The organism is Belliella filtrata, assembly GCF_022549775.1.
GTDB lineage: Bacteria > Bacteroidota > Bacteroidia > Cytophagales > Cyclobacteriaceae > Belliella > Belliella filtrata.
In genome coordinates, this window is record NZ_JAKZGP010000014.1 from 1 (window position 1) to 24,195 (window position 24,195).

The 24,195-nt window shown below is 38.3% G+C and carries 23 protein-coding genes, 1 pseudogene and 2 CRISPR repeat arrays; of the genes and pseudogenes, 16 read left to right on the forward strand and 8 right to left on the reverse strand.

All coding sequences use genetic code 11. The features are described 5' to 3' along the window. The 5 genes and pseudogenes from MM239_RS07515 to MM239_RS07535 form a co-directional block, all read left to right on the forward strand. A pseudogene (locus tag MM239_RS07515) lies at window positions 1-120 on the forward strand (IS1595 family transposase); the annotation flags it as partial. A gap of 16 nt (window positions 121-136) precedes the next feature. Further along, a CRISPR array of direct repeats spans window positions 137-462; the repeat unit is 37 nt; unit sequence GTCAGAGTACCACATCCACTAAAACAAGGATTAAGAC. Window positions 463-1,922: 1,460 nt separating this feature from the next. Continuing rightward, complete coding sequence (locus MM239_RS07520; protein WP_241347588.1) at window positions 1,923-2,990, forward strand: helix-turn-helix transcriptional regulator; 1,068 nt, start codon at window positions 1,923-1,925, stop codon at window positions 2,988-2,990. Window positions 2,991-3,172: 182 nt separating this feature from the next. Further along, complete coding sequence (locus MM239_RS07525) at window positions 3,173-3,379, forward strand: hypothetical protein (protein WP_241297065.1); 207 nt, start codon at window positions 3,173-3,175, stop codon at window positions 3,377-3,379. Window positions 3,380-3,477: 98 nt separating this feature from the next. Next, window positions 3,478-4,470 carry a DUF4407 domain-containing protein gene (locus tag MM239_RS07530; RefSeq protein WP_241347589.1) on the forward strand — a complete coding sequence of 331 codons (993 nt, stop codon included), beginning with the start codon at window positions 3,478-3,480 and terminating at the stop codon, window positions 4,468-4,470. Between the two features lie 137 nt (window positions 4,471-4,607). Beyond that, window positions 4,608-5,165, forward strand: a complete 558-nt coding sequence (locus MM239_RS07535; RefSeq protein WP_241347590.1) for a hypothetical protein — start codon at window positions 4,608-4,610, stop codon at window positions 5,163-5,165. A gap of 23 nt (window positions 5,166-5,188) precedes the next feature. On the opposite strand, the gene MM239_RS07540 is transcribed toward MM239_RS07535, so the two are convergent. The 6 genes from MM239_RS07540 to MM239_RS07565 all read right to left on the reverse strand — a co-directional run bounded on the left by MM239_RS07540 (window position 5,189) and on the right by MM239_RS07565 (window position 14,736). After that, window positions 5,189-5,392, reverse strand: coding sequence for a hypothetical protein (locus MM239_RS07540; RefSeq protein ID WP_241347591.1), 204 nt, complete (start codon window positions 5,390-5,392; stop codon window positions 5,189-5,191). A gap of 39 nt (window positions 5,393-5,431) precedes the next feature. Further along, window positions 5,432-7,418: a CRISPR direct-repeat array (repeat unit 37 nt; unit sequence GTCAGAGTACCACATCCACTAAAACAAGGATTAAGAC). A 591-nt stretch (window positions 7,419-8,009) separates the two neighbouring features. Next, window positions 8,010-8,813, reverse strand: coding sequence for a DUF3667 domain-containing protein (locus tag MM239_RS07545; RefSeq protein WP_241347592.1), 804 nt, complete (start codon window positions 8,811-8,813; stop codon window positions 8,010-8,012). Window positions 8,814-8,882: 69 nt separating this feature from the next. Beyond that, a complete protein-coding gene (locus tag MM239_RS07550) occupies window positions 8,883-10,067 on the reverse strand; it encodes a C40 family peptidase (RefSeq protein WP_241347593.1) in 1,185 nt (394 codons plus the stop codon). Window positions 10,068-10,318: 251 nt separating this feature from the next. Continuing rightward, on the reverse strand, window positions 10,319-11,617 hold the full coding sequence (locus MM239_RS07555; RefSeq protein WP_241347594.1) for an amidohydrolase family protein: 1,299 nt from the start codon (window positions 11,615-11,617) through the stop codon (window positions 10,319-10,321). Window positions 11,618-11,650: 33 nt separating this feature from the next. Next, window positions 11,651-13,033, reverse strand: coding sequence for an amidohydrolase family protein (locus tag MM239_RS07560; protein WP_241347595.1), 1,383 nt, complete (start codon window positions 13,031-13,033; stop codon window positions 11,651-11,653). Further along, window positions 13,030-14,736 (reverse strand): amidohydrolase family protein, encoded by a 1,707-nt coding sequence (locus MM239_RS07565; protein ID WP_241347596.1) that lies wholly within the window; start codon window positions 14,734-14,736, stop codon window positions 13,030-13,032. The genes MM239_RS07560 and MM239_RS07565 overlap by 4 nt, the downstream gene beginning before the upstream one ends. Window positions 14,737-14,981: 245 nt before the next feature. Between MM239_RS07565 and MM239_RS07570 the strand changes: the two genes are divergently transcribed. From MM239_RS07570 to MM239_RS07620, 11 genes are all read left to right on the forward strand, one after another. Continuing rightward, on the forward strand, window positions 14,982-15,350 hold the full coding sequence (locus tag MM239_RS07570; protein ID WP_241347597.1) for a response regulator: 369 nt from the start codon (window positions 14,982-14,984) through the stop codon (window positions 15,348-15,350). 344 nt (window positions 15,351-15,694) lie between these two features. Continuing rightward, entirely contained in the window at window positions 15,695-16,699 is a 1,005-nt protein-coding gene (locus MM239_RS07575; protein WP_241347598.1) for a HEAT repeat domain-containing protein, read from the forward strand. A gap of 4 nt (window positions 16,700-16,703) precedes the next feature. Further along, window positions 16,704-18,134, forward strand: coding sequence for a glycosyltransferase family 2 protein (locus MM239_RS07580; RefSeq protein WP_241347599.1), 1,431 nt, complete (start codon window positions 16,704-16,706; stop codon window positions 18,132-18,134). Between the two features lie 2 nt (window positions 18,135-18,136). Then, the gene (locus MM239_RS07585; RefSeq protein ID WP_241347600.1) at window positions 18,137-19,405 is read left to right on the forward strand and encodes a YaiO family outer membrane beta-barrel protein; all 1,269 of its coding nucleotides are present in this window, start codon (window positions 18,137-18,139) and stop codon (window positions 19,403-19,405) included. Window positions 19,406-19,417: 12 nt separating this feature from the next. Then, window positions 19,418-19,798, forward strand: a complete 381-nt coding sequence (locus MM239_RS07590; RefSeq protein WP_241347601.1) for a response regulator transcription factor — start codon at window positions 19,418-19,420, stop codon at window positions 19,796-19,798. Between the two features lie 9 nt (window positions 19,799-19,807). Then, the gene (locus tag MM239_RS07595) at window positions 19,808-20,350 is read left to right on the forward strand and encodes a class I SAM-dependent methyltransferase (protein WP_241347602.1); all 543 of its coding nucleotides are present in this window, start codon (window positions 19,808-19,810) and stop codon (window positions 20,348-20,350) included. Window positions 20,351-20,354: 4 nt separating this feature from the next. Further along, window positions 20,355-20,606: a hypothetical protein gene (locus MM239_RS07600; RefSeq protein WP_241347603.1), complete on the forward strand. Its 252-nt coding sequence runs from the start codon at window positions 20,355-20,357 to the stop codon at window positions 20,604-20,606. A gap of 45 nt (window positions 20,607-20,651) precedes the next feature. After that, the gene (msrA, locus tag MM239_RS07605; protein WP_394801498.1) at window positions 20,652-21,311 is read left to right on the forward strand and encodes a peptide-methionine (S)-S-oxide reductase MsrA; all 660 of its coding nucleotides are present in this window, start codon (window positions 20,652-20,654) and stop codon (window positions 21,309-21,311) included. A 248-nt stretch (window positions 21,312-21,559) separates the two neighbouring features. Beyond that, window positions 21,560-22,075, forward strand: coding sequence for a DUF4920 domain-containing protein (locus tag MM239_RS07610; RefSeq protein ID WP_241347604.1), 516 nt, complete (start codon window positions 21,560-21,562; stop codon window positions 22,073-22,075). A 13-nt stretch (window positions 22,076-22,088) separates the two neighbouring features. After that, on the forward strand, window positions 22,089-22,517 hold the full coding sequence (locus tag MM239_RS07615; protein WP_241347605.1) for a hypothetical protein: 429 nt from the start codon (window positions 22,089-22,091) through the stop codon (window positions 22,515-22,517). A gap of 1 nt (window position 22,518) precedes the next feature. Then, window positions 22,519-22,755 (forward strand): hypothetical protein, encoded by a 237-nt coding sequence (locus MM239_RS07620; protein ID WP_241347606.1) that lies wholly within the window; start codon window positions 22,519-22,521, stop codon window positions 22,753-22,755. On the opposite strand, the gene MM239_RS07625 is transcribed toward MM239_RS07620, so the two are convergent. Both MM239_RS07625 and MM239_RS07630 read right to left on the reverse strand, forming a co-directional pair. After that, window positions 22,752-23,192 carry a GNAT family N-acetyltransferase gene (locus MM239_RS07625; RefSeq protein ID WP_241347607.1) on the reverse strand — a complete coding sequence of 147 codons (441 nt, stop codon included), beginning with the start codon at window positions 23,190-23,192 and terminating at the stop codon, window positions 22,752-22,754. The genes MM239_RS07620 and MM239_RS07625 overlap by 4 nt on opposite strands. 25 nt (window positions 23,193-23,217) lie before the next feature. Beyond that, window positions 23,218-24,135, reverse strand: a complete 918-nt coding sequence (locus MM239_RS07630) for an HAEPLYID family protein (RefSeq protein WP_241347608.1) — start codon at window positions 24,133-24,135, stop codon at window positions 23,218-23,220. Window positions 24,136-24,195 lie beyond the last annotated feature (60 nt).

The window sequence follows — 24,195 nt, forward strand, 5'->3', positions numbered from 1 at the left end:
TATATCCAAAACTACCTCGATGAGTTCTGTTATAGGCTAAACAGAAGATATTTTGGAGAAAAACTATTTGATAGACTTGTTATTGCGTCAGTTCAGCCTTACTGGCAAAGTAGCGTATAATCATATTTCATTATTTGTCAGAGTACCACATCCACTAAAACAAGGATTAAGACCAAACTAAAAAACCTTTGAAAGAATTAACTTCCAGTCAGAGTACCACATCCACTAAAACAAGGATTAAGACTAGTATCTCTTTTCTTTGGTCTTCAGATAGGTTATTGTCAGAGTACCACATCCACTAAAACAAGGATTAAGACTTTTTCCTAGTTCTCTATGAACCCCTAGTAGGAGTGTCAGAGTACCACATCCACTAAAACAAGGATTAAGACCGTACTTCATCCCTTCTTTTCTCCCTTAACTCCCTAGTCAGAGTACCACATCCACTAAAACAAGGAGGACGATGCGTTAAGAAAATATTCAGTGAATATTTTTAGCATTGGGCCAGGTTGCAGGGTGAGCCTGTTTTCGACAAACAGATGAAAAAACTACGTACCATCCCGATCCGCCTTCGCTATTCTTGAGAAGTGAGAGTTTAGAGAATAGACAACAAGGTTCCAGAAGAAAAAAGCAAAGAATCAATACAAAAAGAATCAATCACTATTTTTATTCCCAACTTCGGTAGTTAGTCGAATGTTTGAATGCGCCAGGTCTATAGTACGGGAGTCATTTTTTGGATTGAAAGAATCTGTTGGCTGCCGTTAGTTTTCCTTTTGATTGATTTTTTTCAGGGGGAGTTGTTGGTGTGAAAATAGATTTCCTACTTCAAGACTTTCTTTGTAATGTTCAATCGCAGTTAAACTTTAAACTATTTAAAACTATGACAACTGAAATTAAAAAAACGACTGAGGAGATCATTGAGATTGTGTTGGTGGGAGCGCTGGAGATTCTCCGAAAGTTGATGCAAAAGGAAAAGTAAGAAACCTGGGGTGTTTCTGAAAATCCAAAGGGTGGCAGGAATGCTACGTAGCGAGTTGGTACGGTGCTCGGGTTTGTGCCCGCAGCCGTGAATATGTAATCGGATGTTTTCACTAACTTCTAAAGTATAGAAAAATTCATAATCACGATATTAATTCGGTAGGCGATCGTCATCGCTCCCGTGGTCCTAGGGATCATAGCCGAAGAACTGGAAAAGAAGAAGTAGTCAAGACAGAGAGTTGTCGGCGAAACTTAAATGGGTGCTTGAATGCGCCGGATGTATGGTACGGCAGTCATTTTTTGGATTGAGAGGGTCTGATGACTGCCGTTAATTTTTCTCAGGATAGATTTTTTTCAGGGGGAGTTGTTGTTGTGAAAATAGATTTCCTACTTCAAGACTTTCTTTGTAATGTTCAATCGCAGTTAAACTTTAAACTATTTAAAATTATGACAACTGAAATTAAAAAAACGACTGAGGAGATCATTGAGATTGTGTTGGTGGGAGCGCTGGAGATTCTCCGAAAGTTGATGCAAAAGGAAAAGTAAGAAACCTGGGGTGTTTCTGAAAATCCAAAGGGTGGCAGGAATGCTACGTAGCGAGTTGGTACGGTGCTCGGGTTTGTGCCAGCAGCCGTGAATATGTAATCGGATGTTTTCACTAACTTCTAAAGCATAGAAAAATTCATAATCACGATATTAATTCGGTAGGCGATCGTCATCGCTCTCGTGGTCCTAGGGATCATAGCCGAAGAACTGGAAAAGAAGAAGTAGTCAAGACAGGGAGTTGTCGGCGAAACTTAGATGGATGCTTGAATGCACTGAGTGTATGGTACGGCAGTCATTTTTTGGATTGAGAGGGTCTGTTGGCTGCAGTTAGTTTTTTGTTGTTGTACTTTTAGTGATACATGACAAATTTTTCATATTTTAACTGATCAAATAATTTACGTATGCCTGCTACTAAATATGCTCAAATTCGATATCGGATATTAGATGAAATTTTACAGGTTAAGAATAAGCGTAACACATTGGAATATCTTACAAAAAGGTGTACCGAGGGTGTAGACCGAATCGCATCCTTGGGTGATACTTATAGTGTAAGTTCCCGGCAAATAAGGAATGACTTAAACTTCATGGAGAGTGACTTAGGATTTGAAGCGCCCATTATTTCGGAAAAGATACCTGGGGAAAATAGAAATTTTTTCTACTATGAAGATGCTAGTTTTAGTATTTCCAAAAGTCCACTGAATGAAGAGGATATTTCCAATCTTAAATCTTCTTTATATTTATTACAACGTTTCGGAGGTACTTTTCATGACCAATTCTGGATTGAAGATTTCGAATTACGGATTAAGACATTGCCTGTGAAGAAGCAATTAGATGAACAGCAAAAAAATGCTACAGCTGCTCCTGTACTTGTACAGTTTGATCATCAAGATCAAGATGCGGGTGGTAGCTCATTTATCATTCCTTTATATCAAGCTATCGAAAAAAAAGAGTCACTATTGGTGCAATATCAGGAGTTTTCTTCCCCTGAAATCAAGCAATACCGTATTTCACCCTATTTGCTCAAGCAATTTAACAGAAGATGGTTTGTTTTATGTTCCAGTGAAGGTTTGTCTTATGTAACTACCCTACCTCTTGACCGAATTAAAGGGCTTGAGCCTTCAGACCACACCTTTGATCCATATCCTGGTCCTGGGGAGGAACCGCAAGAGTTTTTTGAAGATATTATTGGTGTTACGAATGATGTGCGTGTGCCTGTAGAAGTAGTAGAGTTGTATGTATATAAAAATTTACTACCCTACCTCACTACCAAATTGCTGCATGAGTCCCAACGTTCACATAACCCTACCGATCATCCTGACTGGTTTTCAATTAAAATCCATGTCAAACCTAATTATGAAATGTTTGCTTTATTGATTTCTTATGGACCTAGGTTAAAAGTTGTAGGGCCGAAGTCAGTACGGTTAAAAATGAAAGAGCTGATTACCGAAATGAAGGAGCATTATTTATAAGTTAAATTTTTTCATTTAAATAATTGACTGTAAATAGGTTGTTGTAGTTTCAAAAATTTTATTAAAGAACTTAATCAGAGAGCCTAAGTAGGAAGATAGACTTCCTTCTTAGGCTTTTATTTTGTGTCAACAATTAGGGAAATAGAATCAAATCGAAGAAAGGAGGCCAATCATGACAGTTATTGAAACAACAGCAGCGGAGCAATACATGGAACAGTTACTTGATCCGAGGTGGAGAGCACTTAGGCAGGAGATTATTGAGCGGGATGCTGGCAGGTGCAGGTCTTGTGGGAGAGAGGATTCCCTTCAGGTGCATCATCGACAGTACCATGTTATTGGTTTTTCTGGAGTTTGGAAAAAGCCCTGGGAGTATGAGGCCAGCCTATTAGTGACCTTATGTCAACGCTGCCATGAAGCTGGACATGGACAATATCAAGTTCCAATAATTTCTGTTTAAAAAATCATTCACATTTAAATTTCTACGATCATGACAACTTTCTTAAAATTATTCTCGACAATATTTCAGTACGATTTTTCAACGGTTCAGAAGCAGCCAACGCGTAGCAAGCAGAAAATAGTAACCTTGGGTCAATTGTTGTTGATTCCATTGGTGATGTGGGTTTTTTCAGGTTTTTACTTTAGTTATGCCTTGATTGGGTTGGACTTGGTTTCTTCCGTGCTGGTAGCGTTGGTATTGGGTGGCTTTATTTTTATCATAGACCGAAGCTTTATTTCAAGTCCTCAGACAAAGCATAAAACTGGATTAGGGATACTTCGGATCACCTTTGCTGTATTTTCGACGGTTTTGGGTTCCTTGGCTATTGATATGGCACTATTTTCAGGGGATTTGGAGGAGTATAGGCAAAAGAAGGGTACTGATGAGCGAGTGGTTCATGCGGAATCTTATAAAGAGCAGCATCAGGGTGAAGTAAGTAGACTATTAAGTGAAAAAGAACGTGCGGCTCAGGTATTCAGTGCCTTAAGGGATATCCACATCAAAGAAATGGATGGTGAAGGAGGTACAGGTAAAAAGGGATTTGGAAAAGTGGCACAGGCTAAGGCTCAAGAAAAGGATAAAGCAGCAGTTTATCTGGCCCAAGTAGGGCAAAAGTATGAGGAGGCTGTCAGGGAATTAGAGGAACGCTCCTTGGTATATGGAGAGGAAATGGCGGAAAAGCGCTCCGATGCTTTGCTAAGTAAATTGACTGATTTGCACGAATTTGTATGTAGCAGTACGATGACCTTGGTTATCTATCTGTTTTTCTTTGGGTTTGTGTTTTTAATTGAGTCCTACTTTATCTTGTATAAGATGGCAGTTTCGGAGACCATTTTTGAGAGTTTCTTACAGGCCGAAGAGGAGTATGCCTTACAGCAATTGGATGCGTATCGGATGGCACGGGAGCAGACGGTTCGTGAGATTGAGGTTTTGGGGCAAGATCGGTCAAAAATCAAGAGGTTGATTAGTCGTGATGTGGGATGATTCAGGGTATTTTTTGATGGATGGGCCTGGTACGAATTTTTTAGCCCCACATTTTCAGAACTGGTGTGAAAGTGGGAAGATTGGTTTCCTAGTGGGTAAGTAAGTTTGTAATGTTCAATTTAAACAAATATAAGGTTATGACAATTTTCAGCAGATTATTCGGAAAAAGACCGGCAGTGGCTACAGTGCAAGAGCAGCCGAAAGTAGTAGAAGCTCCCGTAGTTGATAGAGCTCTTTTCATAGAAGAGGCAGCACCTGAGCCAAAAAGAAGTAGGGAGGAGACGCTAACTATCTTGGAGGAGTTGAAGAGCAGGGATTATGAGCGTATGGGTAAGGAAGACGGGTATGAGTTCAAGGATTTTTCGAGGATGGACCTACAGTTGGAGTTGATTGCAGCGGATTTCCGGGAGGCATATGATAAGGAGCTTGCAAAAGTAAGTTATCAGCTTTCTGAGTTGGAGGCAGTACTTGAGGAGCGTTTGAGAGAGACTATTCCTGGGATTTACCGAGAGCTGGAGACGAAGTACAAGTCATTGAAGGCGAAGGAGCGGGAGTTGTTGTTGCAGAAGGATTTGGCGGTCACGGGAGAAGGTTATGTAGAGCGAGCTATGAAGTATTATCGAGCAGGATTTAAGGCGGGTTTGGGTGTAAGGCTGAAGGGTGACTTGATGTTTAAGCATATAAGTGTGGTATGAAAAGTAGCAATTTGAATGAATATTTATGGGGAGGCAGCCTGAAACTGCCAGTAGCGCTTGGGTACTCCCAGGGATTCATTTCCTTTGGGAGTTTTTTTATGTCGGTGCGGGATAAAAGGCATGATTCGGGTATTTGTAAAACCTAAAAAAGGTGTAGATTTGAACAAAAGACAGTCACTTATGCGTTTTATTTTTGTAAAACTAAGAATTTTTGATAGGTTTTTCATTTGTAAGCGTTTGAAAATCAATCAAAACTGGAGTTGGCTGTCAGAGTACCACATCCACTAAAACAAGGATTAAGACTTTAGTTGTAAAATTCTTTTCTAATGTTGTAACTTGGTCAGAGTACCACATCCACTAAAACAAGGATTAAGACTCAGTAACATAAGCGTAGTTAAATCTCGACCAACGTCAGAGTACCACATCCACTAAAACAAGGATTAAGACAATAAAGAATGGGATTAAAGAACCAAACCAAGAAAGTCAGAGTACCACATCCACTAAAACAAGGATTAAGACTAGATAATCCTTAACTAATGGATTATCTTTTAGGAGGTCAGAGTACCACATCCACTAAAACAAGGATTAAGACTATCCAATGTTTTACCGAATGCAGCTTGATTCACTCGTCAGAGTACCACATCCACTAAAACAAGGATTAAGACGTTATAAAAGAAGTTTTCACCATATTCTTTACAGTCAGAGTACCACATCCACTAAAACAAGGATTAAGACCTTGATTTCTTGGACATTAATAATGATATTTTTCATAGTCAGAGTACCACATCCACTAAAACAAGGATTAAGACCCTCAGGAGTGAACCCTGTATAGGAGGTCACCAACTGTCAGAGTACCACATCCACTAAAACAAGGATTAAGACTATATACTTCGTATAAATTGGAGCTTCAGAAGGAGTCAGAGTACCACATCCACTAAAACAAGGATTAAGACATTGTTATGTGGCTGTTTACTTCAATTATAGTATAGTCAGAGTACCACATCCACTAAAACAAGGATTAAGACTCTTTGATTTCTTGTATTCCAATAATTACTTTCATAGTCAGAGTACCACATCCACTAAAACAAGGATTAAGACTTTTTTTTGACCTTCCGATAGGTTATTGTTTTTGATGGTCAGAGTACCACATCCACTAAAACAAGGATTAAGACTCAAAGGTGTAAAACCTATGGATAGTCACTTTGAGTCAGAGTACCACATCCACTAAAACAAGGATTAAGACAACATAAATTTTGCGAAATTATCTTGATTTAATTGTCAGAGTACCACATCCACTAAAACAAGGATTAAGACAGAGAATGCTGTTGCTGTACAAGAAGACGCTTGTCGTCAGAGTACCACATCCACTAAAACAAGGATTAAGACAGGTTTAAAGAGAAGCTTTTGTTTTCCAATCTTAAGTCAGAGTACCACATCCACTAAAACAAGGATTAAGACTTGGTTTATTATAGAAGAAAGTTTCAAAAAAGTACTGTCAGAGTACCACATCCACTAAAACAAGGATTAAGACGATTTTTATTAGGTTGTTGTTTATCGTTGTGATACGTCAGAGTACCACATCCACTAAAACAAGGATTAAGACTAGTTATCAAGAAAGTTTCAAATTATGTTCAACGAATGTCAGAGTACCACATCCACTAAAACAAGGATTAAGACCCTCATATTTTCTGTATACCCGTGTTATGAGGTGTTTGGTCAGAGTACCACATCCACTAAAACAAGGATTAAGACTTGCTTCTTTGATTTCTTGGATTCTAATAATTATGTCAGAGTACCACATCCACTAAAACAAGGATTAAGACTATGATCTAAATAACCATAATCATATATTTTACCATTGTCAGAGTACCACATCCACTAAAACAAGGATTAAGACACCATACCATCACACCCCTCTTTCCCCGTCAGAGTACCACATCCACTAAAACAAGGATTAAGACTTTGTAGACCAAGTTTTTAACTCAACTGTTTGAGGAGTCAGAGTACCACATCCACTAAAACAAGGATTAAGACATCCCACTTCCATTGGATCATGGGAACTTATGACTGTCAGAGTACCACATCCACTAAAACAAGGATTAAGACTTAATTTCCCCGACGTTTACTTTCTGTTTAATTTTAGTCAGAGTACCACATCTACTAAAACAAGGATTAAGACTGAAGAATTGATTCGCAGGGGTTTTATATTCCTGCTCGTCAGAGTACCACATCCACTAAAACAAGGAGGACGATGCGTTAAGAAAATATTCAGTGAATATTTTTAGCATTGGGCCAGGTTGCAGGGCGAGCCTGTTTACGACAAACAGATGAAAAAAACTACGTACCATCCCGATTTGCTTTTGCTAAAACAGGGGCTGAGATAAAACCTTCGAGGTCAAAAAAAGACCTCAAAGGTTGTTAGAATACTTCAATCGGTTTGTGAGGACACAAACCGAGGGGGAATATTTTTTGCATTGGGCCAGGATGCAGGGTGAGCCTGATTACGACAAACAGGTAGAAATACTACGTACCATCCCGATTTGTTTTTGCTAAAACAGGGGCTGAGGTAAAACCTTCGAGGTTAAAAAAAGACCTCAAAGGTTATTAGAGTGCCACATTCGGTTTGTGAGGACACAAACCGAGGGGGAATATTTTTAGCATAGGGCCAAGTGGCAGGGTGAGTCTGATTACGACAAACAAGTAGAAGTACTACATGCCTTCCCGATCCGCTTTTGCTAAAATAGGGTTTGAGGAAAAACTTCGAGGTCAAAAAATGACCTCAAAGGTTGTTAGCGTACCACATTCGGTTTGTAATGACACAAATCGAGGGGAATAGAAATTCAATCACACTGGTTGAAAATATTTAATCACTTCATCTCCATACAAAATTGAAAGCACCACACCTACTAGGATCCCTAAGATGATAATCCCGATAAATCCTGCAAGAAAGAGGAGGAGGAGTAAAATTACCTTCCAAAGAATACTCTTCCATGTCTTATCTGGATAAAACCCCTTGTAAAACCATATCAAAATAAGTGGGGAAGTATACAACTGAAACATGCTGATGCTTATGATCAGTGATTCATCTGACTGCAAAAAGTACATAAGTGGATAGACCAACAATATACTGATGAGCGTGTAGAATGACAGTAAATAAGCATTCATGATGATGTGTTCATAGTAATTTTGACCCCATTTTCTCAAACCTAATTTTGTTAAAAATGCAAAAATAGGAAGTAGGAGTACCATGATCACTGAGTTGTAACTAGAAAAGACCGAAAGATAATCTTTCATGAAGTTCGAGTTCAGGTTCGCATCATCAGCATAGTAGTTGCTCATCATATCCATCAATCCAAGAACACGAAATGAGATAAATGCTGAAATACCACTTAGCACAAATGTGAGCACGAGTGGTCTATAATGCTTGATGCGTTTTCCCTCTAAGAATTCCCTAGCTGTACGACCTGGGTTTTTCAAAATTTCAAGACATGAATATAAAAAGCCTTTATTGGTATGAAGAACTGTGTCTTGAATTTCATCCCAGATATAAGTTCTGTTGATTCTTTGAAATTTCTTTTGACCACAATTCCCACAAAAATTCCCAGTGAATGATGACTGACAATTTGAACAGATTTCCTCGGTTTCCATGTTTTTCTGATGAATAAAGTGATGGAGTCAAATATACATTTTGGAAATTAAATTTCAACGCATTGGGTCTTAGTCAAAACTTGGGAAGTTCAGAAACAATTCATTTACTGCTTTGATGTTATTACTTTCTAACCCTTTGATCCTTTTGGATCTCAAGTACCTATTCAATTCATACTCGTCGTAGTCAGGACTAGCGGGATCAAAGCTGCTTATTCTTACCCTTCCTCTCGCATGAATAAATGAATCGTTACCAATCCACATGCCTACATGGATGACACGTTCTTTTGTGTCTTCAGTAGCTTTTTCACCGAAAAACAAAAGATCACCAACCTTCAAATGATCCCATCCTGCAGAAGTGTCCACTTCTTCACCCTCATGTATCTGCTGAGAGGCATCTCTTGGAATAATAGCGCCATTGAGATAATAGATGGTTTTGGTAAAACCGCTGCAATCCACTCCTTTGATGGATGTTCCACCCCAAAGGTATGGTACGCCCATCATGGATTTAGCTGTTTTGATAAGGTTGTCATCACTAGGATTTCTACTGTCTAACCATTGATCTATGGGTTCACTTTGGTCTTTTTCAATCCAGCCAGATCTTCCATCAGGAAGTTTGATTTGCCAGAGTTTATCGTTTTCACCGATTACTTCAAGAATGTTTCCAGCAACCAAGTCACTCACAAATTCTTCTTTTGCAGTGTCAGAATATACATAGCCAATGAGTTCGGTGAAGATAACTTTGGGTGCTTTACTCCAAGATTGAATTTCATCAGGGCTCTTAAGTGCAATGCCTGCGGCATCTACCCATGAAATATACCCTTCGGGCGTTTGAATGAGGTACCAGCTGCCACTTTTTTTCAAAACTTTCAATGGTGTTCCCATCACAGCTTGCGTAGCAAGTTCGGCTGAATGTTTGGCTTCACTTCTGATATTGGCGACAGATATGGTAACAATGGCGCCTGTTAGGTCTCCAAGTTCTGTTGCTGGTAATAGTGTGATTTGGTTGTCATAGTTGATATTCAAGCTGTCTAGTTGATTCAAAAATGCCAACAAACCTTCTTCTTGATCCGTCTCTCCACTCAGGACTTTGCCATCCCAATTTATATCCCATATGGCAACTCTTTTGTCTGGGGCAAGGTTGCTACGAAAAGATGCTATACTATCATTGACCCGATCTGATTTTTGATCTGAACATGCTGCAAAAAAGGCTACAGCCATAAGCAATAGGTATAGTTTGTTTGATTTAATTCTCATGATAGCTTTTAACTTATTTAAGATTTAACTTTCAAAAAGGGAATGTAATTGTAATTTGATACCTACTAAACCAATTAATTTCAATTGAATTTATATCATTGGGCATGTATAATCTAACTGGGTTTTGATCTAGCCCCTTTACAAATGGCTACTAGCCCTTATGAAGGTTACGTTCTCCTATTTTACAAAAGAATAAAAAAATCGCAAGCTAATATCAATCAGCTTGCGATTTTGAACAAATTAGAGGTCATTTATTTCTCTAGACCAGGAGATCTTTGAAGGAATTCTTGGTAGAGTTTGATGTGTCTGTTGCTCATCGGCACTCGGTATCCATCTATGAATACGTGGGAGATTTGTGATCTGGTCTCAAATGGATCACCAGAAGACACAAACAGTGTAGCATCTTTTCCAGCTTCAATAGAGCCTAATTTATCAGCTACGCCAAAAACCTCAGCAGCATTGATTGTGACAGCTTTGAGTGCTTCTTCCTTACCCATGCCATATGCAGCGGCAAATCCAGCATTGAAAGGTAAATTTCTTACATTTTCAGCGTCATTTGATCTTATAACTACTTTTACACCTGCTTTGGCCATTTTGCCTGGATTGGTGTAGGCTGCATCGAATCTGTCAGACTGACGCGTTGGAATAGAAAGCATAGGTCCTGTGATCACAGGAAGGTTTGCTTGGGCTATTTTATCTGCCACTCTCCAACCTTCAGCTACACCTGTTAAGATTGCATTTACCTTTTTCTCTTCTATCCACTTGATGGCAGAGAGGATATCCTCAGCAGCATTGACCTCTACAAGCAATGGTAATTCACCAGCGATCACTTTAGCCAACTGATCCATTTCAGGATAGAAAGTAAGTTCAGCTTCAGCAGCCTTGAGCTCTTGGTATTTGGTTGCTTTTGACCAGATCTCGTTCAAGTTTTTCTGTGCTTGCTCTGCATCTTTCTTGACTTCTTCTTCACTTCTTCTGTCCCAAGTACTTCTTCTTGCTGAAGTAGGGAAGTTGAGGATTACGCCCTCAAACCCTGCAAACATTTGATCTCCTGTATAGCCATTGAGGTTGATCAAGGCTGCTGTGCCCGGGAAAAGCCCTCCAGACGGAGAGGCTAGGGTAGTAGTCACACCACTCACTCTGGTAACTGGGATTGCTACAGAGTTAGGGTTGACTGCAACAAGGGCTCTCATGTTTGGAGTAACTTGACCGATTTCCGCAAAATCTTGGGTCTCTGGAAGGGAATTGACTTCTACCAAACCCAGACGGCTCCCCCCGTCGAATAGTCCTGGATAGATGTATTGTCCTGTACAGTCGATAACTTCGGCATCGCCAGCTGAGATATTTGTACCTACTGATTCTATTTTTCCATTGACGATAAGAACGCTGCCGTTTTTGATTTCTCCTTTGGTAACTGTTACCACAGTAGCATTTTGAAGGAGGAATTTACCATTTCTTGGCTTTATAAATTCACCGTCAAACTGTGCCTGTGCCATCACAGGAATGAATATCAAGGCCAATAGATATATGATTGAATTGAATTTCTTCATGATTTCTTGAATTTTGAATTGTCCTTGAACCTATTAATGTGAATGCTGGAATAAGCTTCTTCCAAAATTGTTGAAAAAGAAATCTACCCCATGCATACAATTGTGATCATGTTCTTTTAGGAAAATTGGTTCTACAGTATCCGTAGCACTTACTTTGATCCTCATATCATCCGCATCATCTTCGATATCAAAGTACTTGACCCCATCCACAAAGGTCATTTGTGGAATAGCGTAAACTGAAAGAGGGTGCTCATTAAAGAGAACAAGATCACCCTGCTTACCTTCTTCTATAGAACCTACTTTGTCAGCGATGCCTAACTGCTTTGCAGGATTGATAGTGATAAGGGCAAGTGCTTGCTCATCATTTAGTTGTCCATATCGCTGTGTTTTGGCAGCCTCGTGGTATAAGTGACGGATGAGTTCACCTGAATCCGAGTTGATTGACGTGATTACATTGTTTTCAGTAAGGATAGCTGCATTGTAAGCTGTAGAGTAATAAACTTCAAATTTGTATGCCCACCAGTCAGCGAATACCGAAGCTCCCATGGTATACGCTGCCAGTTCTGGAGCTACTTTGAACCCTTCATTTACGTGAGAAAATACGATATTGGTGATTCCAAAATCTCTACATGTATTGATCAAAGCATATATCTCGTCTGCTCTGTACGAATGACAATGGATGATGATTTTTCCATCCAAAATATCTACTAAGGTTTGTAACCTAGCATCATGTTTTGGAGGTATAGGTGTAGCGCCTTTTTGCTTTAGATCGTTATTGTATTTCTCCCAAGACTTCTTGTACTGAAGTGCCTCATTGAAGCCATTTCTTATGATTGCTTCTACACCCATACGGGTTCTAGGTTGGATATTTTTGCCTCTGCCATGAACTCTAGTTGGGTTTTCTCCTAGGGCAAACTTGATAGTCCTTGGCGCCTCTTTCATGTAAAGGTCTTCAGGATTGTAAGTACCATACCGGTGTTTTAGTGTGATGTTTTGACCACCGATGGCATTAGCAGAGCCATGCATGGCATGAGAGATAGTTACTCCACCTGCAAGTGCCCTGTAGATGCCAATATCAAAGGGGTCTACCACATCTGCCATCTGAACTTCCGAAGTGATAGGTGCAGTAGCTTCATTGACAGCATCTAGGGCTACGTGGGAGTGAGCATCTATTATTCCTGGCATAAGGAACTTTCCTTTAGCGTCTACAGTAGTGACATTATTTGCACTTAGACCTTTACCAATTTTTTTAATAACCCCATTTTCGACCAGTACATCTGTGTCTTCCAATGTGCCATTAGTTACTGTGAGAACCGTTGCGTTTTTGATAAGCACTGATCCTTTTTCTGTTTGTCCTTGAGAAGGTGTCCAAACCAAGGTCAAAATAGCGGCTATGAGTATGTTCAGCTTTTTCATTTTGAAAGTGATTTAGAAGTTGTTCTTGTAGTTGGTTTTCTGCTGGCATTCATTGGAAAGCTTCCAAATTCACCCAAAGAAATCTGTCCAGAAAACTGGCTTCCATCTATTTCTCCTGATACATTGACTTTGATATCCATACCACCAGCGCTTACATCAAAGCTGAAGCTAAGGTTGTCGTCTTGAAATTTGATGTCTTTCATATCTGCTTGAGCAGTGCCATTACCAGCAGGATCATCATAAGTGATGCTTCCTTTAAGGTTGGATCCACTTCCTTCGATTTTCATTAAGCCTCCAGAGCTTCCTGCTGGTGTGTCAGAGGTATATTCCCATTCACCAGCGATGTCACCATTACTTGAATTTGATTTTTCAGAAGAGATTTTTTTAGACTTGGTCTCATAGTCAAATACATAGCCATCAGCAATGATGTGCTTCACCTGTGCATCTTTGGAGAATAGGGGTGCTGTGGTGATTACCATGTTAGCGAGTTTGCCTTTTTCCAAAGTTCCCGCATACTTTTGGATACCTAAATTTTCAGCATTGTGAATGGATAGAGCTGCAAGGGCAGTTTTTTCAGTCAAACCATTTTCAATCATGATTTGAAGGTTCTTCATAAGGTCTCCAGATTTGGATCCTGCTGTGGAGAATCCAAATTTGATTCCTTCTTTTTCCAAAATTGCGGCTTGTTTTAGGGCTTGTTCATATGCTTCTTTTACCCTAGCTGTTCTTGCTTTGTATTCCTCAGTCGCATCTTCATTAGCTTTTGTTTTGTCCTCTGGCAGGGCAAGAGAAAGTAAAATGACTGCTTTAGCTTCTTTGATTTCAGAAATCAAATGCTCTACCTCTGTCACACCAGATAGGACCAACTTGAACCCGAGTTCTTTTTGAAGTCTAAGTGCTCTTCTGATCTCAAGATCATTGGAGACTTCAAAAATCACTGGAATATTCTTATCAAGAACTGGGAATAGCGCTTGATAAGTTTTGTTGATTTCTGGTCTGTTTAAGCCATTGTTGTTAGAGAATAGCTTGGTGTGGGTGTATGAAAGTTCAGCGTTTTTGTACACATCTCTAAACTTGGCCATGACTCCTAAAGGAGTGCCTGGATATACACCACGTGAGCCTCGAAACTTGGCTGCAAGTGCTGTGTTTTCTGCCAAAATATTGGTAGAGCTAGTACTTCCGAAAGTTATGATTGATGCTTTTCCAGGGAGCATACCTCCATCTGGAATTATTTGTGCGATGGTGATCCCAGCTTTTCTCCAGTCTCCAATAGCATTTTGCTGCGCATCATGATGATCCAAAACAGATCTCCATGGCGTGATTCCTGCTTGCTCATCGGAAGGATTTGAAGAATCAAAATTGGCGGGTCTCTCTGGGTCGGCTGGTCTGCTTACACCTGCAGAACTAGCACCATCTATAAACCCTGGATAGATAAATAAAGAGTCTCCTTTGAGTACGTCCGTACCTTTTGGAATGGTAACATTAGTACCTATTGCTGTGATTAAGCCATCCTTGAAAAGGATAGTGGCACCCTGAACAGTTTGACCAGGCGAAGTGGTGATTGTTGCATTTGTAATTGCATATGAGCTTGTCACCCTCCTTGATCCACTTGGATCACTTTGTGCGTGGGTTTTTAAGCTTAGTATGAAAAAAACAGCAACAATTAAGCTACTAAGTAGCTTTGGATTTGTACAGATTTTCATTCTATATTATTGATGATTTGGTTGACTTTTCAATCTTGTAAGCTAGTAAAAGATTTTTTTTAGAAAAATTATATTTTTTTTTAATGTCTATTTCTGGTAAGAACGGCAAAAAAGTGAAGTTATAAGTCAATTCCTTATCTTTGTATTTTATTTATGTACAAATTGTATTATTTGTAGAATTTGGACAATGTTTTTTTATGAAAAAAACCTATTAAATTTCGATCTCACCCTTAGATATGTAGCTCATGAAAAATGTTTTATTGATAGAAGATGACATGCTAATTTCCAATTTGGTTAAATTTCGACTCAAAAAAGATGGGTATGAGGTGACAATCGTTGAAGATGGGCAGGCAGGAATAGATGCTATCAATTCACAATCACCTGATCTAATCATCACTGATGTAGTGATGCCTTTTAGAAATGGCTTAGAGATCATTCATCATGCAAAAATGGTAAGACCTAAAGTTCCTGTAATTGTATTGAGCTCTTTAGGAGAAGAAGAAGGTACTGTTTTAGAAGCATTTTCAAAAGGAGCTTCAGACTTTATTCCTAAGCCATTCAAGCCGAATGAACTTTCGTTTAGGGTTAAAAAATGGCTTAAATATGCTTGTTAATTTTCTGATTTAGAGGCGGGTGATCAAAATGTCCAACATAATCTATTTTAATATATTGGTTATGGTATAAGTATGCATCGAATTTCAAATTCTTGCTTTATTCAAGGTAAATATTTTCAAGACCATTTTGAATTTGTGATATTTTGATGATACAATTATTAACTCGATCAATAATAAGCCCTAGAGTACCTAAATAAAGCTATTTTCTGCACTTCTCCTTTATGATATTTTAAATGAATTACTTTCATTTTGGTTTTCTTTCATGCACGTTGCTCTTTCGTTTTTCTTTTGAGTATAGGACTGCATTGGATTTTGTTTTGGTCTTTTTGCTTATTTTATTTGTCTTGATTATATTTTATCTTTTTAAAATCATCAAGAATAGAATTGATGCGGATAACCAAGAAAAAGTTACCCAATACAAAATTTATGGATTCTTTTCAAAATTACTTTTTGAAGAAGAATTAGGAGATGATTTGTTTAATGAAAAGATCCAAAAGTTTAAACAAAAAATACCTTTTGAGAAATCATGGTGTAAGGAGCTCATGATAGAGAACATCATAGATTTGGATAAAAACCTAAAAGGAAGCTATAATCATCTGCTCACAAAGACATACCTACAATTAGGCTTGTTCAACTACATGAAAAGCTTACTTGAATCAGGGAAACCGTACTATATCAGTAAGGTTATCTATTTCTGGAGGGAGTTAGGATATAGCGCGAGTGCTAAGATTATTTATCCATATGTCAAGCATGAAAATGAACAAATTAGGACGGCAGCATTGCTAGCATACATCTCACTATCTGATAAAGATCCACTCCATATTTTGGATGATTATGCTGATCGAATCAGTCCAATAGATGAGATCAAGCTTTTGGATATTATCCAAAGAAAAAAGATCAAAAAGCCAAGCTTTATTGGTGAATGGTTAGCTCATGAACGCCCTTCTCATGTGGTTTTTGCTTTGAAGCTTATCGCACATTACAATGCACTTGAGTTCAAAGCAAATGTGATAGCTTTGTTGAATTCTGAAAATCCTAGGATTAGAGAAAGTGCGGTAGAGGTGACCAGAAGGTTGCTTATAGCAGATGCAGAGCAAACACTGATCAATATATATGATCGAGAGGAAGATAAAGTCAAAATAAATATCATTGCGTCTCTAGCTCAAATAGGATCAAAATTTAGTGAAGCGTTCTTGTTTCAAATTGTAAATTCACCAAATAGGTCAGAGTTACTCTTGGCAGCAATGAAGGGGTTGAAGGAATTGAATTCTGAATTGTTCTCTCAAGAATATCCCGAGGGATCAGTTTTGGCTTCAGTCAAAAAACATGTCTTAGATCCAAATATTTAAGAAAATGGTAGATTACTTTAAGATTTTTATGGAGTATTATGAATGGTTTATATTCTTTTACTCTTCAGCATACCTGTCGTTATATGTTTTGATGGGTTTATTGGCATTTCTGGCTATCAAGGATTACAATAACAATAAGTACTTTTTCAAAGATGATATTTTTGTCAAATCAAATCACGTAACAGGTGTTTCAATTGTGGCTCCTGCATTCAATGAAGCACTGAATATAGTACACAATGTACGCTCTCTTATGAATTTGAATTATCCCAAATTCGAAGTTGTTATCGTAAATGATGGAAGTACTGATGATACTTTGCAGAAGCTTATAGATGAATTTGAGTTGGTAAAAGTGGATTTTTTCTATGAGGCCAAGATAGAAACAAGGCTTGTAAGAGGCCATTACAAATCCACAAATCCTGTTTACAGTCACCTACTAGTGGTGGACAAAGAAAATGGGAAAAGTAAGGCTGATGCTTCTAATGCAGGCATCAATTCTGCAAAATACCCACTTTTTATTTGTACTGATGTGGATTGTATTCTTAGAAATGATACCATTATGAAGTTGGCTAAGCCATTCATGGAGTCCAAGACAAGAGTAATAGCAACAGGTGGAGCTTTGAGGCCGTCAAATTCCTGTACGGTTAAAGATGGGTTTTTGGTGGATGTTCAGTTTCCTGATAATTGGTGGGCAAGTTTTCAAGAGCTCGAATATATCAGGGCATTTTTGTTTGGTCGAATGGCTTGGGGGCAGATCAATGCGCTCTTGCTAGTATCTGGTGGCCTGGGTATGTTCGATAGAGAGATAGTGATTCAGGTGGGTGGGTACTGGCATAAGTCCCTTGGAGAGGATATGGATTTGATCTCTCGGATGAGGAAATACATGCATGATCAAGGTGAAAAATTCAAAATTCTCTATATCCCTGAGACCTTATGTTGGACAGAAGTGCCTTCTACCAAGGCAGTACTTCTACGTCAGAGAGTACGATGGGCGAGAGGTTTGATACAAACTTTGAATTTGCATAAAGGAATGTTTTTTAACCCTAAATACGGTATTACTGGATTCGTTTCAATGCCTTATTTCTTCTTTTTCGAGTTTATTGTACCAATTTTGGAAGTGTTTGGTCTTTTGGTAATCATATTCAGCATATTTATATTAGGAGTGAATGTAGTAGCTGTTTTGAAACTGATTTTAGCAGTATATTTATTTTACTTGATCATTACAATCAGTTCTGTACTTCTTGACGAAATGTTCAATAAATACTATAGAACAAGGATGGATTTGTTCAAATTGATTTTGAAGGGAGTAATTGAACCATTTACATATCACCCTTTTGTCGTTTATGCTGCAATCAAAGGATATTGGCACTATTTTGCAAACAAAGAACAAAAATGGGGCAATATGCAGAGGACAGGTTTCCAGACTAAAAAGAAATAGTTATGAAGAGATTGATTTTGTGGGTATGCATTTCTATGATGATATGTAGTACCCGTGGATTGCTTGCACAACAAATAGATACAGATAGCTTACTTGTCGCTGCTTACAAGGAGCTGAATCAGCATAATAACCCAAACAAGGCCAAAGAAATGGCTTGGACTGCACTTGCTATAGCACCAGACTATTTGGATTACCATGTGCTATTGGGTAGAATATATCAGAAACAAAATGAATTAGATAGTGCTAGCTACTACTATAACTATGTACTGGAAAGGAATACAGCTTATTATGAGGTATATGAGTATATCATTCCAGTAGAGATAGCAAAGCAAAATCCAGCGGCGGCTAATAAATGGATCACATCAGCTAAAAACCAAGGCATAACTGCTGATTATTTGGTCAAATATGAGCATGAGTTGTTGATGCAGTCAGGTGACATCAGGGCTGAATATGAGTATTTGAAAAATTTGCTCATTGCCAATCCAGACCAATCTGCATACAGGCAAAGGTTCAACTTTCTTGATGCAAGATTCAATTCTGATCGGGTGGGAGTCAACTATAGCTTCACAGGTTTCGATAGAGATGGAGTCGGACCATGGCATCTTGTTGGGCTACAGTATATCAGAGAGAGAGAGTGGGGGAGCTTGATTGGCAGGGTCAACTATGCCGATAGACTCAGCGGTGGCCAGTCAATTTCCAATGGAGTTCAGTATGAATTGGAATCTTATTTTTTCACTGGAAAAATGTCGTATTCTTATGTTGGTGCTGCCTACAGCAACGACATTGTTTTCCCAAAGCTTAGACTTGGATATTCGTACTTCAAAAACTTCAAAAATGGCTGGGAAGGAGAGTTAGGCTTAAGGTATACTCAAGTGACACCTCCAGGGGAAAACCGAACGTTCAGGTCCGGAATTATTGGTGTTGGTAAGTACCTTGGGTCTTACTGGTTGAACCTAAGGACATTTGTCCAAAATGAGGAAGAAAGCTTCTATCCAGCATTCACATTGACCACAAGATATTATTTTGGTGGTAGATTTGATTATCTTACCTTTATCGCAGGATACGGGACATCTCCTGATGAAAGAACCACTTTAGGACAATTTGAAAACAGGGTGGCATTGGATTCTTATAGGGCTGGATTAGGTTATTATCAAACGATAAGACAGAATGTCCTTATAGGAATACAGGTTATGTATAACCATCAGGAATTTTTCCCAGGCAGAACTCAACAAGAATTTGAGGGTACGCTAAATTTGCAGTATAGATTTTGATAAATAGACAGCATGGAAGAACAAAAGACTTATACCATAGTGCTTATAGAAGATGATGAACTGATTTTGAAAATGACGGAATTCAAGCTTAAGCAAGCTGGTTTTAAGATTTATATTGCTAAAGATGGAGATAGTGGAATCAAAGCAATACGTCAATATGTGCCTGATTTGGTGATTACGGATATCATGCTTCCCTATAAATCTGGTCTTGAGATTACTCACCTTTCCAAGAAGGAGTTTCCAAACATTCCTATTTTGATTTTATCATCACTTGGAGACGAAGAAAACGCTGTCGATAAAGCTTTTAGTTTAGGGGCAGATGACTTTATTTCGAAACCTTTTAATCCCAATGAACTTGTATTAAGAGTAAAAAGATTTTTGATTGTTCGTTAAATACTATGTATGTCTAAATTTAAATTATTTAAAGAATTATTCACCAATATTTCTACTACTGGTGCTGTGACTTTTAGTTCCAAAGCTTTGGTAGATAAAATGTTATCATATGCAGATTTTGAATCAGCTAATGTTATCGTAGAATTAGGTGGGGGTGATGGGAGTATCACGCAGGGAATTGTAGACAGAATGAAGCCCGATGCAAGCTTACTTGTATTTGAGATTTCAGAGAAATTTTGTGATAACCTTAGGCTTCAATTTTCACAAGCAAATGTAAAAATCATAAATGATTCCGCGGAAAATATAGATAAGTATTTAGATGGCAAACATGCTGATCTTATCTTATCCTCTTTGCCATTATCATTGATTCCAAAGCCAGTAAGAAGCAACATCTATCAAAAAAGTAAAGCTTCTATTTCGACACAAGGTAAGTTGATTCAGATATGCTATTCCTATTTTCTTAAGCATCAATTTGAATCATATTTCACCAAGGTAAATGCCACCTTTACCTTAAAGAATTTTCCGCCAGTTTTTATATTGATTTGTCAATAATTATTTGAAATATCCTGTAGATATACCGATTTTGGAGTTGGCCATTCTGGAGATGATTCGAATGAACCCTAAGCGATCATTTGAACCAACTCAAGTGGCTCAATGGCTGTATCCAGATGCATGGGAATATTTCGTGGATGATGTTGCAAGTGAAGCGAGACTAATGAGTGAAGCAGGCAAAGTTTTGCTTTCTCCATGTGATGATGATTTGAATCCATTGAATAGCACTTTGTTCAAAATATCAGGCAAAAGTTAAACTTTGATGATTAGAATTTGGTTATGATGTCAAAAATATGAGCTCATGATCAGGATAGTAATTTGTATGATTTTCAGCTTTGCAGTAGCATGCAAACCTTCTACAGGACAGCAATCAAAGAATAATAAAGCCATGGAAAAAATCCCTCAAACCAGTATAAGTGTACCTGAAGGTAAAGAAATAGCAACTTTTGGATCTGGTTGTTTTTGGTGTATTGAAGCTATATATCAAGATATCGAAGGTGTCACTAACGTACAGTCAGGATATAGTGGAGGACATATAGAAAAGCCTTCCTATAGACAAGTTACCTCTGGCACCACTGGCCATGCTGAGGTGATACAGTTCACTTTTGATCCAAAAGTGATAAGCTTTGAAGAACTTTTGGAGATATTTTGGTCTACGCATGATCCTACTACTTTGAATAGGCAAGGTGCTGATGTAGGTCCTCAATACAGGTCAGCTATTTTTTATCATAATGACGAACAAAAAGAGAAGGCAGAATTCTTTAAGAAGAAATTGAATGAATCAGGATCATTCCCCAAGCCAATCGTGACTGAAATCACCACTTTCTCCAATTTCTATGTAGCGGAGGATTATCATCAGAACTACTTCAAGGATAATGGAACACAACCTTATTGTCAACTTGTTATCAAGCCAAAAGTTGATAAGTTTAAAAAAGTGTTTGCTGAAAAACTGAAGAACTGACAATGATAAAATATTTGTAAGGGTACATAGTGTTTTGTTTGTTGATTATGCAAAACAAGGGTAAGCTAAGAAGTCGTTTCGGTTTGTGAGGACACAAATCAAGGTTGAAAAGTGTTTGCTGGAAAACAGACATTGATATTTCAAACTTCCATTTGATTTAACTCATCTCCTTTAGTTTACCTATTTTTATTTCGAATCAGTGTACGTTTCGATTTTCTGATTAAATTTGGACTCTAAATATTCGAATTATGAAAAAGTTATCCGTTCTAATTTTGGCGATTTTGCCCTTGCTTTTTGCTTGTGAAAAAGGAAGCAATGAAGAGGTTACCGAAGAAGTTGTAACCGATACTGACACCGAATCAACTGTTTCTGGGAACTATGGAGAATTTGTCTCTGACAATGGAGTGGTATCCATGGATCAGATGTATAAGGAATTGCTTGCAGATGGAGCGTTTGAAGGTAAAGTAGTAGGTCAGATAAAAGAAGTATGTACCAAGAAGGGGTGCTGGATGACACTTGATCTACCAAATGGAGAGACGATGAGGGTAACTTTTAAAGACTATGGCTTTTTTGTTCCCTTAAATGCCCATGGGTATCCAGTGATCATCGAAGGGATAGCAACAAGATCTGTGACAGATGTGGCTACGCTGAAACACTATGCCGAGGATGCAGGCAAAACAAAAGAAGAAATTGATGAGATCACTACACCTAAAGAAGAATATGCGTTCGAAGCTGTAGGAGTGGTGATCAAGGATAACGTTTGATGCAAAGTTAGGCATGAATCTGAGGCTTTCTTCATTCGCTGTATTTATCATTTGCTTAGTTTCATCTTGTTCGACAAAGGAAAAGGATGAAGTACAAACGGTTCGTTATCCTAATCAAGATGCACCACTTGCATTGTTGATGAGGGAAATGTTCGAAGACATGGAGGAAATCAAAGCTTCAATCGCTGATGGAGTAGCTATAAAATCTTATGTAGAGAAGCATAAACAATTGCTGACTGCCACGCCTACAGATGCAGCTGTGAAAACTGAGCAGTTCAATGGTATGGGGATGGCGTACCTAGCCAATTTGAAGCAGCTAGAAGAAGGTAATGAATCTGATCAATTAGAAAATTACAAAGCATTAGTAAGTACTTGTCTGGCATGTCATAGTAACTACTGTCCGGGCCCAATTAAAAGAATAAACTTGCTCAAACTAGATTAAAATGCCAATAGCTTTAGATAATTTAAGGGTAGGGAGAATATATACTTTTCAGAATATGGGAGAAGTAAGAAAGCTTGAGATATTGGCAAGACTTTCTGGTTCCAATTTCAAAGTAAAGGACATCGACACTACCGAGACCTATACCATAGAGGAATTGCTTCGCTGGGGCAAAGGTAAAGATTATGAACTTGATGAATGCTTAGAAACTGGAAAGGGAATTGTTCCAAAACAATTTTAACCAAATTTCATTCTTAAAATGGGATATGGCTTTCCCTGATCATCTTTTTCACTTCGATCATAAGTCTTGAATCCAAGTTTTTCATAGAATTTCAGCGCTTTGTGATTTTGCTCATTCACATCCACTTTATTTGCATTAAGTTCAGAGATAGCAAATTGAACAAGTTGTTTGCCATGGCCTTTTCCGATATGTTCAGGTGATAGGAATAGCATTTCTATTTTTTGTTCAGCTATTCCCATAAAGCCAACTAGTTCTAGGTTTCGTTTTAAGCAAAACATCTCCAGTTGATTAAAATCAATGGTTTTAACTAGGGCTTTTATTTCTTCGAAATCCTCATGGCGGAGAAAATCATGGGTCGCAAGTACGGACTTTTCCCAGACTTTTATAATTTGCTCTTGATCAGTACTTTCAAAAGGCTTGATACTGTAAGGTTTCATTTTTTTACAGAGAAGGTATTTTATATCAATGGAATGTTTTGAAGCCAGGCTCGTAAATGATTCTCACAAATGAACTCATGCTTTTTTCAGTACCACTCACTGGGATACCTGTTACGATACCGACCATTAGGTTTTCTGCCAGACCAACCCTCATCTGTGGCCGTAACACACCAATGAACTCATTGTGGTGGAACTCTTTGTTGAATTCTACACCAATGAAGTTACGTGTTCCTGGGATCATGTAGTGGAAGTTTGAATGAACTTCATAGGAGATTTCTCTACGCTCGTTGAAGATTTTCTCTACCCTAGGGCCTGTGTACACTAAAGTATGATAATTTCTTCCCCATCTTTTTGCAGCTACAAAAAATGGGTTGTAAATGTTCCCCTTGAAAACTTCGCCTCGACCAATTCTGTTAAGATCTACAAATTCAAATTCATGTATGTAGCCAAGGGCAAGTGTAGTTTTTGCTTTTTCAGATACTAAGAAGGACCATTGAGTGGCTAATTTTAAGGATTCTACGCGATTTTCTGGCCGATCGATTCTAGAAGATATGTCTCCTCTAGCTGAATACAGTGTAACAGGTACCTCAATCTCAAAACCTAATCTATCAATGGGTGCCCATTCATACTCTACCAAAGCTTCATATTCATCAAAGCCTCTTTTGTCTGTCATGCCCATTCCCAAGTTCCATTCTTTTTCTCCTTTTCTAGCCCCCAAATCTCTGATCAAGTCTATGTACAATGGTTCTGCATGAAGTACCTTTGCTTTTTGTTTGGGGGTTTGGATTTCTATCTCGGCGATAAAGATACTATCTAATTGTATTCTCTCTTGCCTGGCGCTATCTTGCTCTACTTCTTGTGCAAATAGTGGAGCAGTAAATAGGGTGCATATAGATATAGTGCTACAAGCTATCCAAAGCTTATAGGGTATTGAATATTTCATGTTGTTTTTTAAACTTAAATTTTGGTTACTTGCATTAATTTTCTCTTGAAATGGAGAATC

What these genes read in the sequence shown, in the direction of transcription:
- MM239_RS07585 (WP_241347600.1), top strand. Translation starts at nt 18,137, where the DNA reads ATGAAGAGATTGATTTTGTGGGTATGCATTTCTATGATGATATGTAGT.
- MM239_RS07595 (WP_241347602.1), top strand. Translation starts at nt 19,808, where the DNA reads ATGTCTAAATTTAAATTATTTAAAGAATTATTCACCAATATTTCTACT.
- MM239_RS07610 (WP_241347604.1), top strand. Translation starts at nt 21,560, where the DNA reads ATGAAAAAGTTATCCGTTCTAATTTTGGCGATTTTGCCCTTGCTTTTT.
- MM239_RS07535 (WP_241347590.1), top strand. Translation starts at nt 4,608, where the DNA reads ATGACAATTTTCAGCAGATTATTCGGAAAAAGACCGGCAGTGGCTACA.
- MM239_RS07615 (WP_241347605.1), top strand. Translation starts at nt 22,089, where the DNA reads ATGAATCTGAGGCTTTCTTCATTCGCTGTATTTATCATTTGCTTAGTT.
- msrA (WP_394801498.1), top strand. Translation starts at nt 20,652, where the DNA reads ATGATCAGGATAGTAATTTGTATGATTTTCAGCTTTGCAGTAGCATGC.
- MM239_RS07620 (WP_241347606.1), top strand. Translation starts at nt 22,519, where the DNA reads ATGCCAATAGCTTTAGATAATTTAAGGGTAGGGAGAATATATACTTTT.
- MM239_RS07570 (WP_241347597.1), top strand. Translation starts at nt 14,982, where the DNA reads ATGAAAAATGTTTTATTGATAGAAGATGACATGCTAATTTCCAATTTG.
- MM239_RS07520 (WP_241347588.1), top strand. Translation starts at nt 1,923, where the DNA reads ATGCCTGCTACTAAATATGCTCAAATTCGATATCGGATATTAGATGAA.
- MM239_RS07550 (WP_241347593.1), bottom strand. Translation starts at nt 10,067, where the DNA reads ATGAGAATTAAATCAAACAAACTATACCTATTGCTTATGGCTGTAGCC.
- MM239_RS07565 (WP_241347596.1), bottom strand. Translation starts at nt 14,736, where the DNA reads ATGAAAATCTGTACAAATCCAAAGCTACTTAGTAGCTTAATTGTTGCT.
- MM239_RS07530 (WP_241347589.1), top strand. Translation starts at nt 3,478, where the DNA reads ATGACAACTTTCTTAAAATTATTCTCGACAATATTTCAGTACGATTTT.
- MM239_RS07590 (WP_241347601.1), top strand. Translation starts at nt 19,418, where the DNA reads ATGGAAGAACAAAAGACTTATACCATAGTGCTTATAGAAGATGATGAA.
- MM239_RS07630 (WP_241347608.1), bottom strand. Translation starts at nt 24,135, where the DNA reads ATGAAATATTCAATACCCTATAAGCTTTGGATAGCTTGTAGCACTATA.
- MM239_RS07545 (WP_241347592.1), bottom strand. Translation starts at nt 8,813, where the DNA reads ATGGAAACCGAGGAAATCTGTTCAAATTGTCAGTCATCATTCACTGGG.
- MM239_RS07555 (WP_241347594.1), bottom strand. Translation starts at nt 11,617, where the DNA reads ATGAAGAAATTCAATTCAATCATATATCTATTGGCCTTGATATTCATT.
- MM239_RS07580 (WP_241347599.1), top strand. Translation starts at nt 16,704, where the DNA reads ATGGTAGATTACTTTAAGATTTTTATGGAGTATTATGAATGGTTTATA.
- MM239_RS07625 (WP_241347607.1), bottom strand. Translation starts at nt 23,192, where the DNA reads ATGAAACCTTACAGTATCAAGCCTTTTGAAAGTACTGATCAAGAGCAA.
- MM239_RS07540 (WP_241347591.1), bottom strand. Translation starts at nt 5,392, where the DNA reads ATGAAAAACCTATCAAAAATTCTTAGTTTTACAAAAATAAAACGCATA.
- MM239_RS07560 (WP_241347595.1), bottom strand. Translation starts at nt 13,033, where the DNA reads ATGAAAAAGCTGAACATACTCATAGCCGCTATTTTGACCTTGGTTTGG.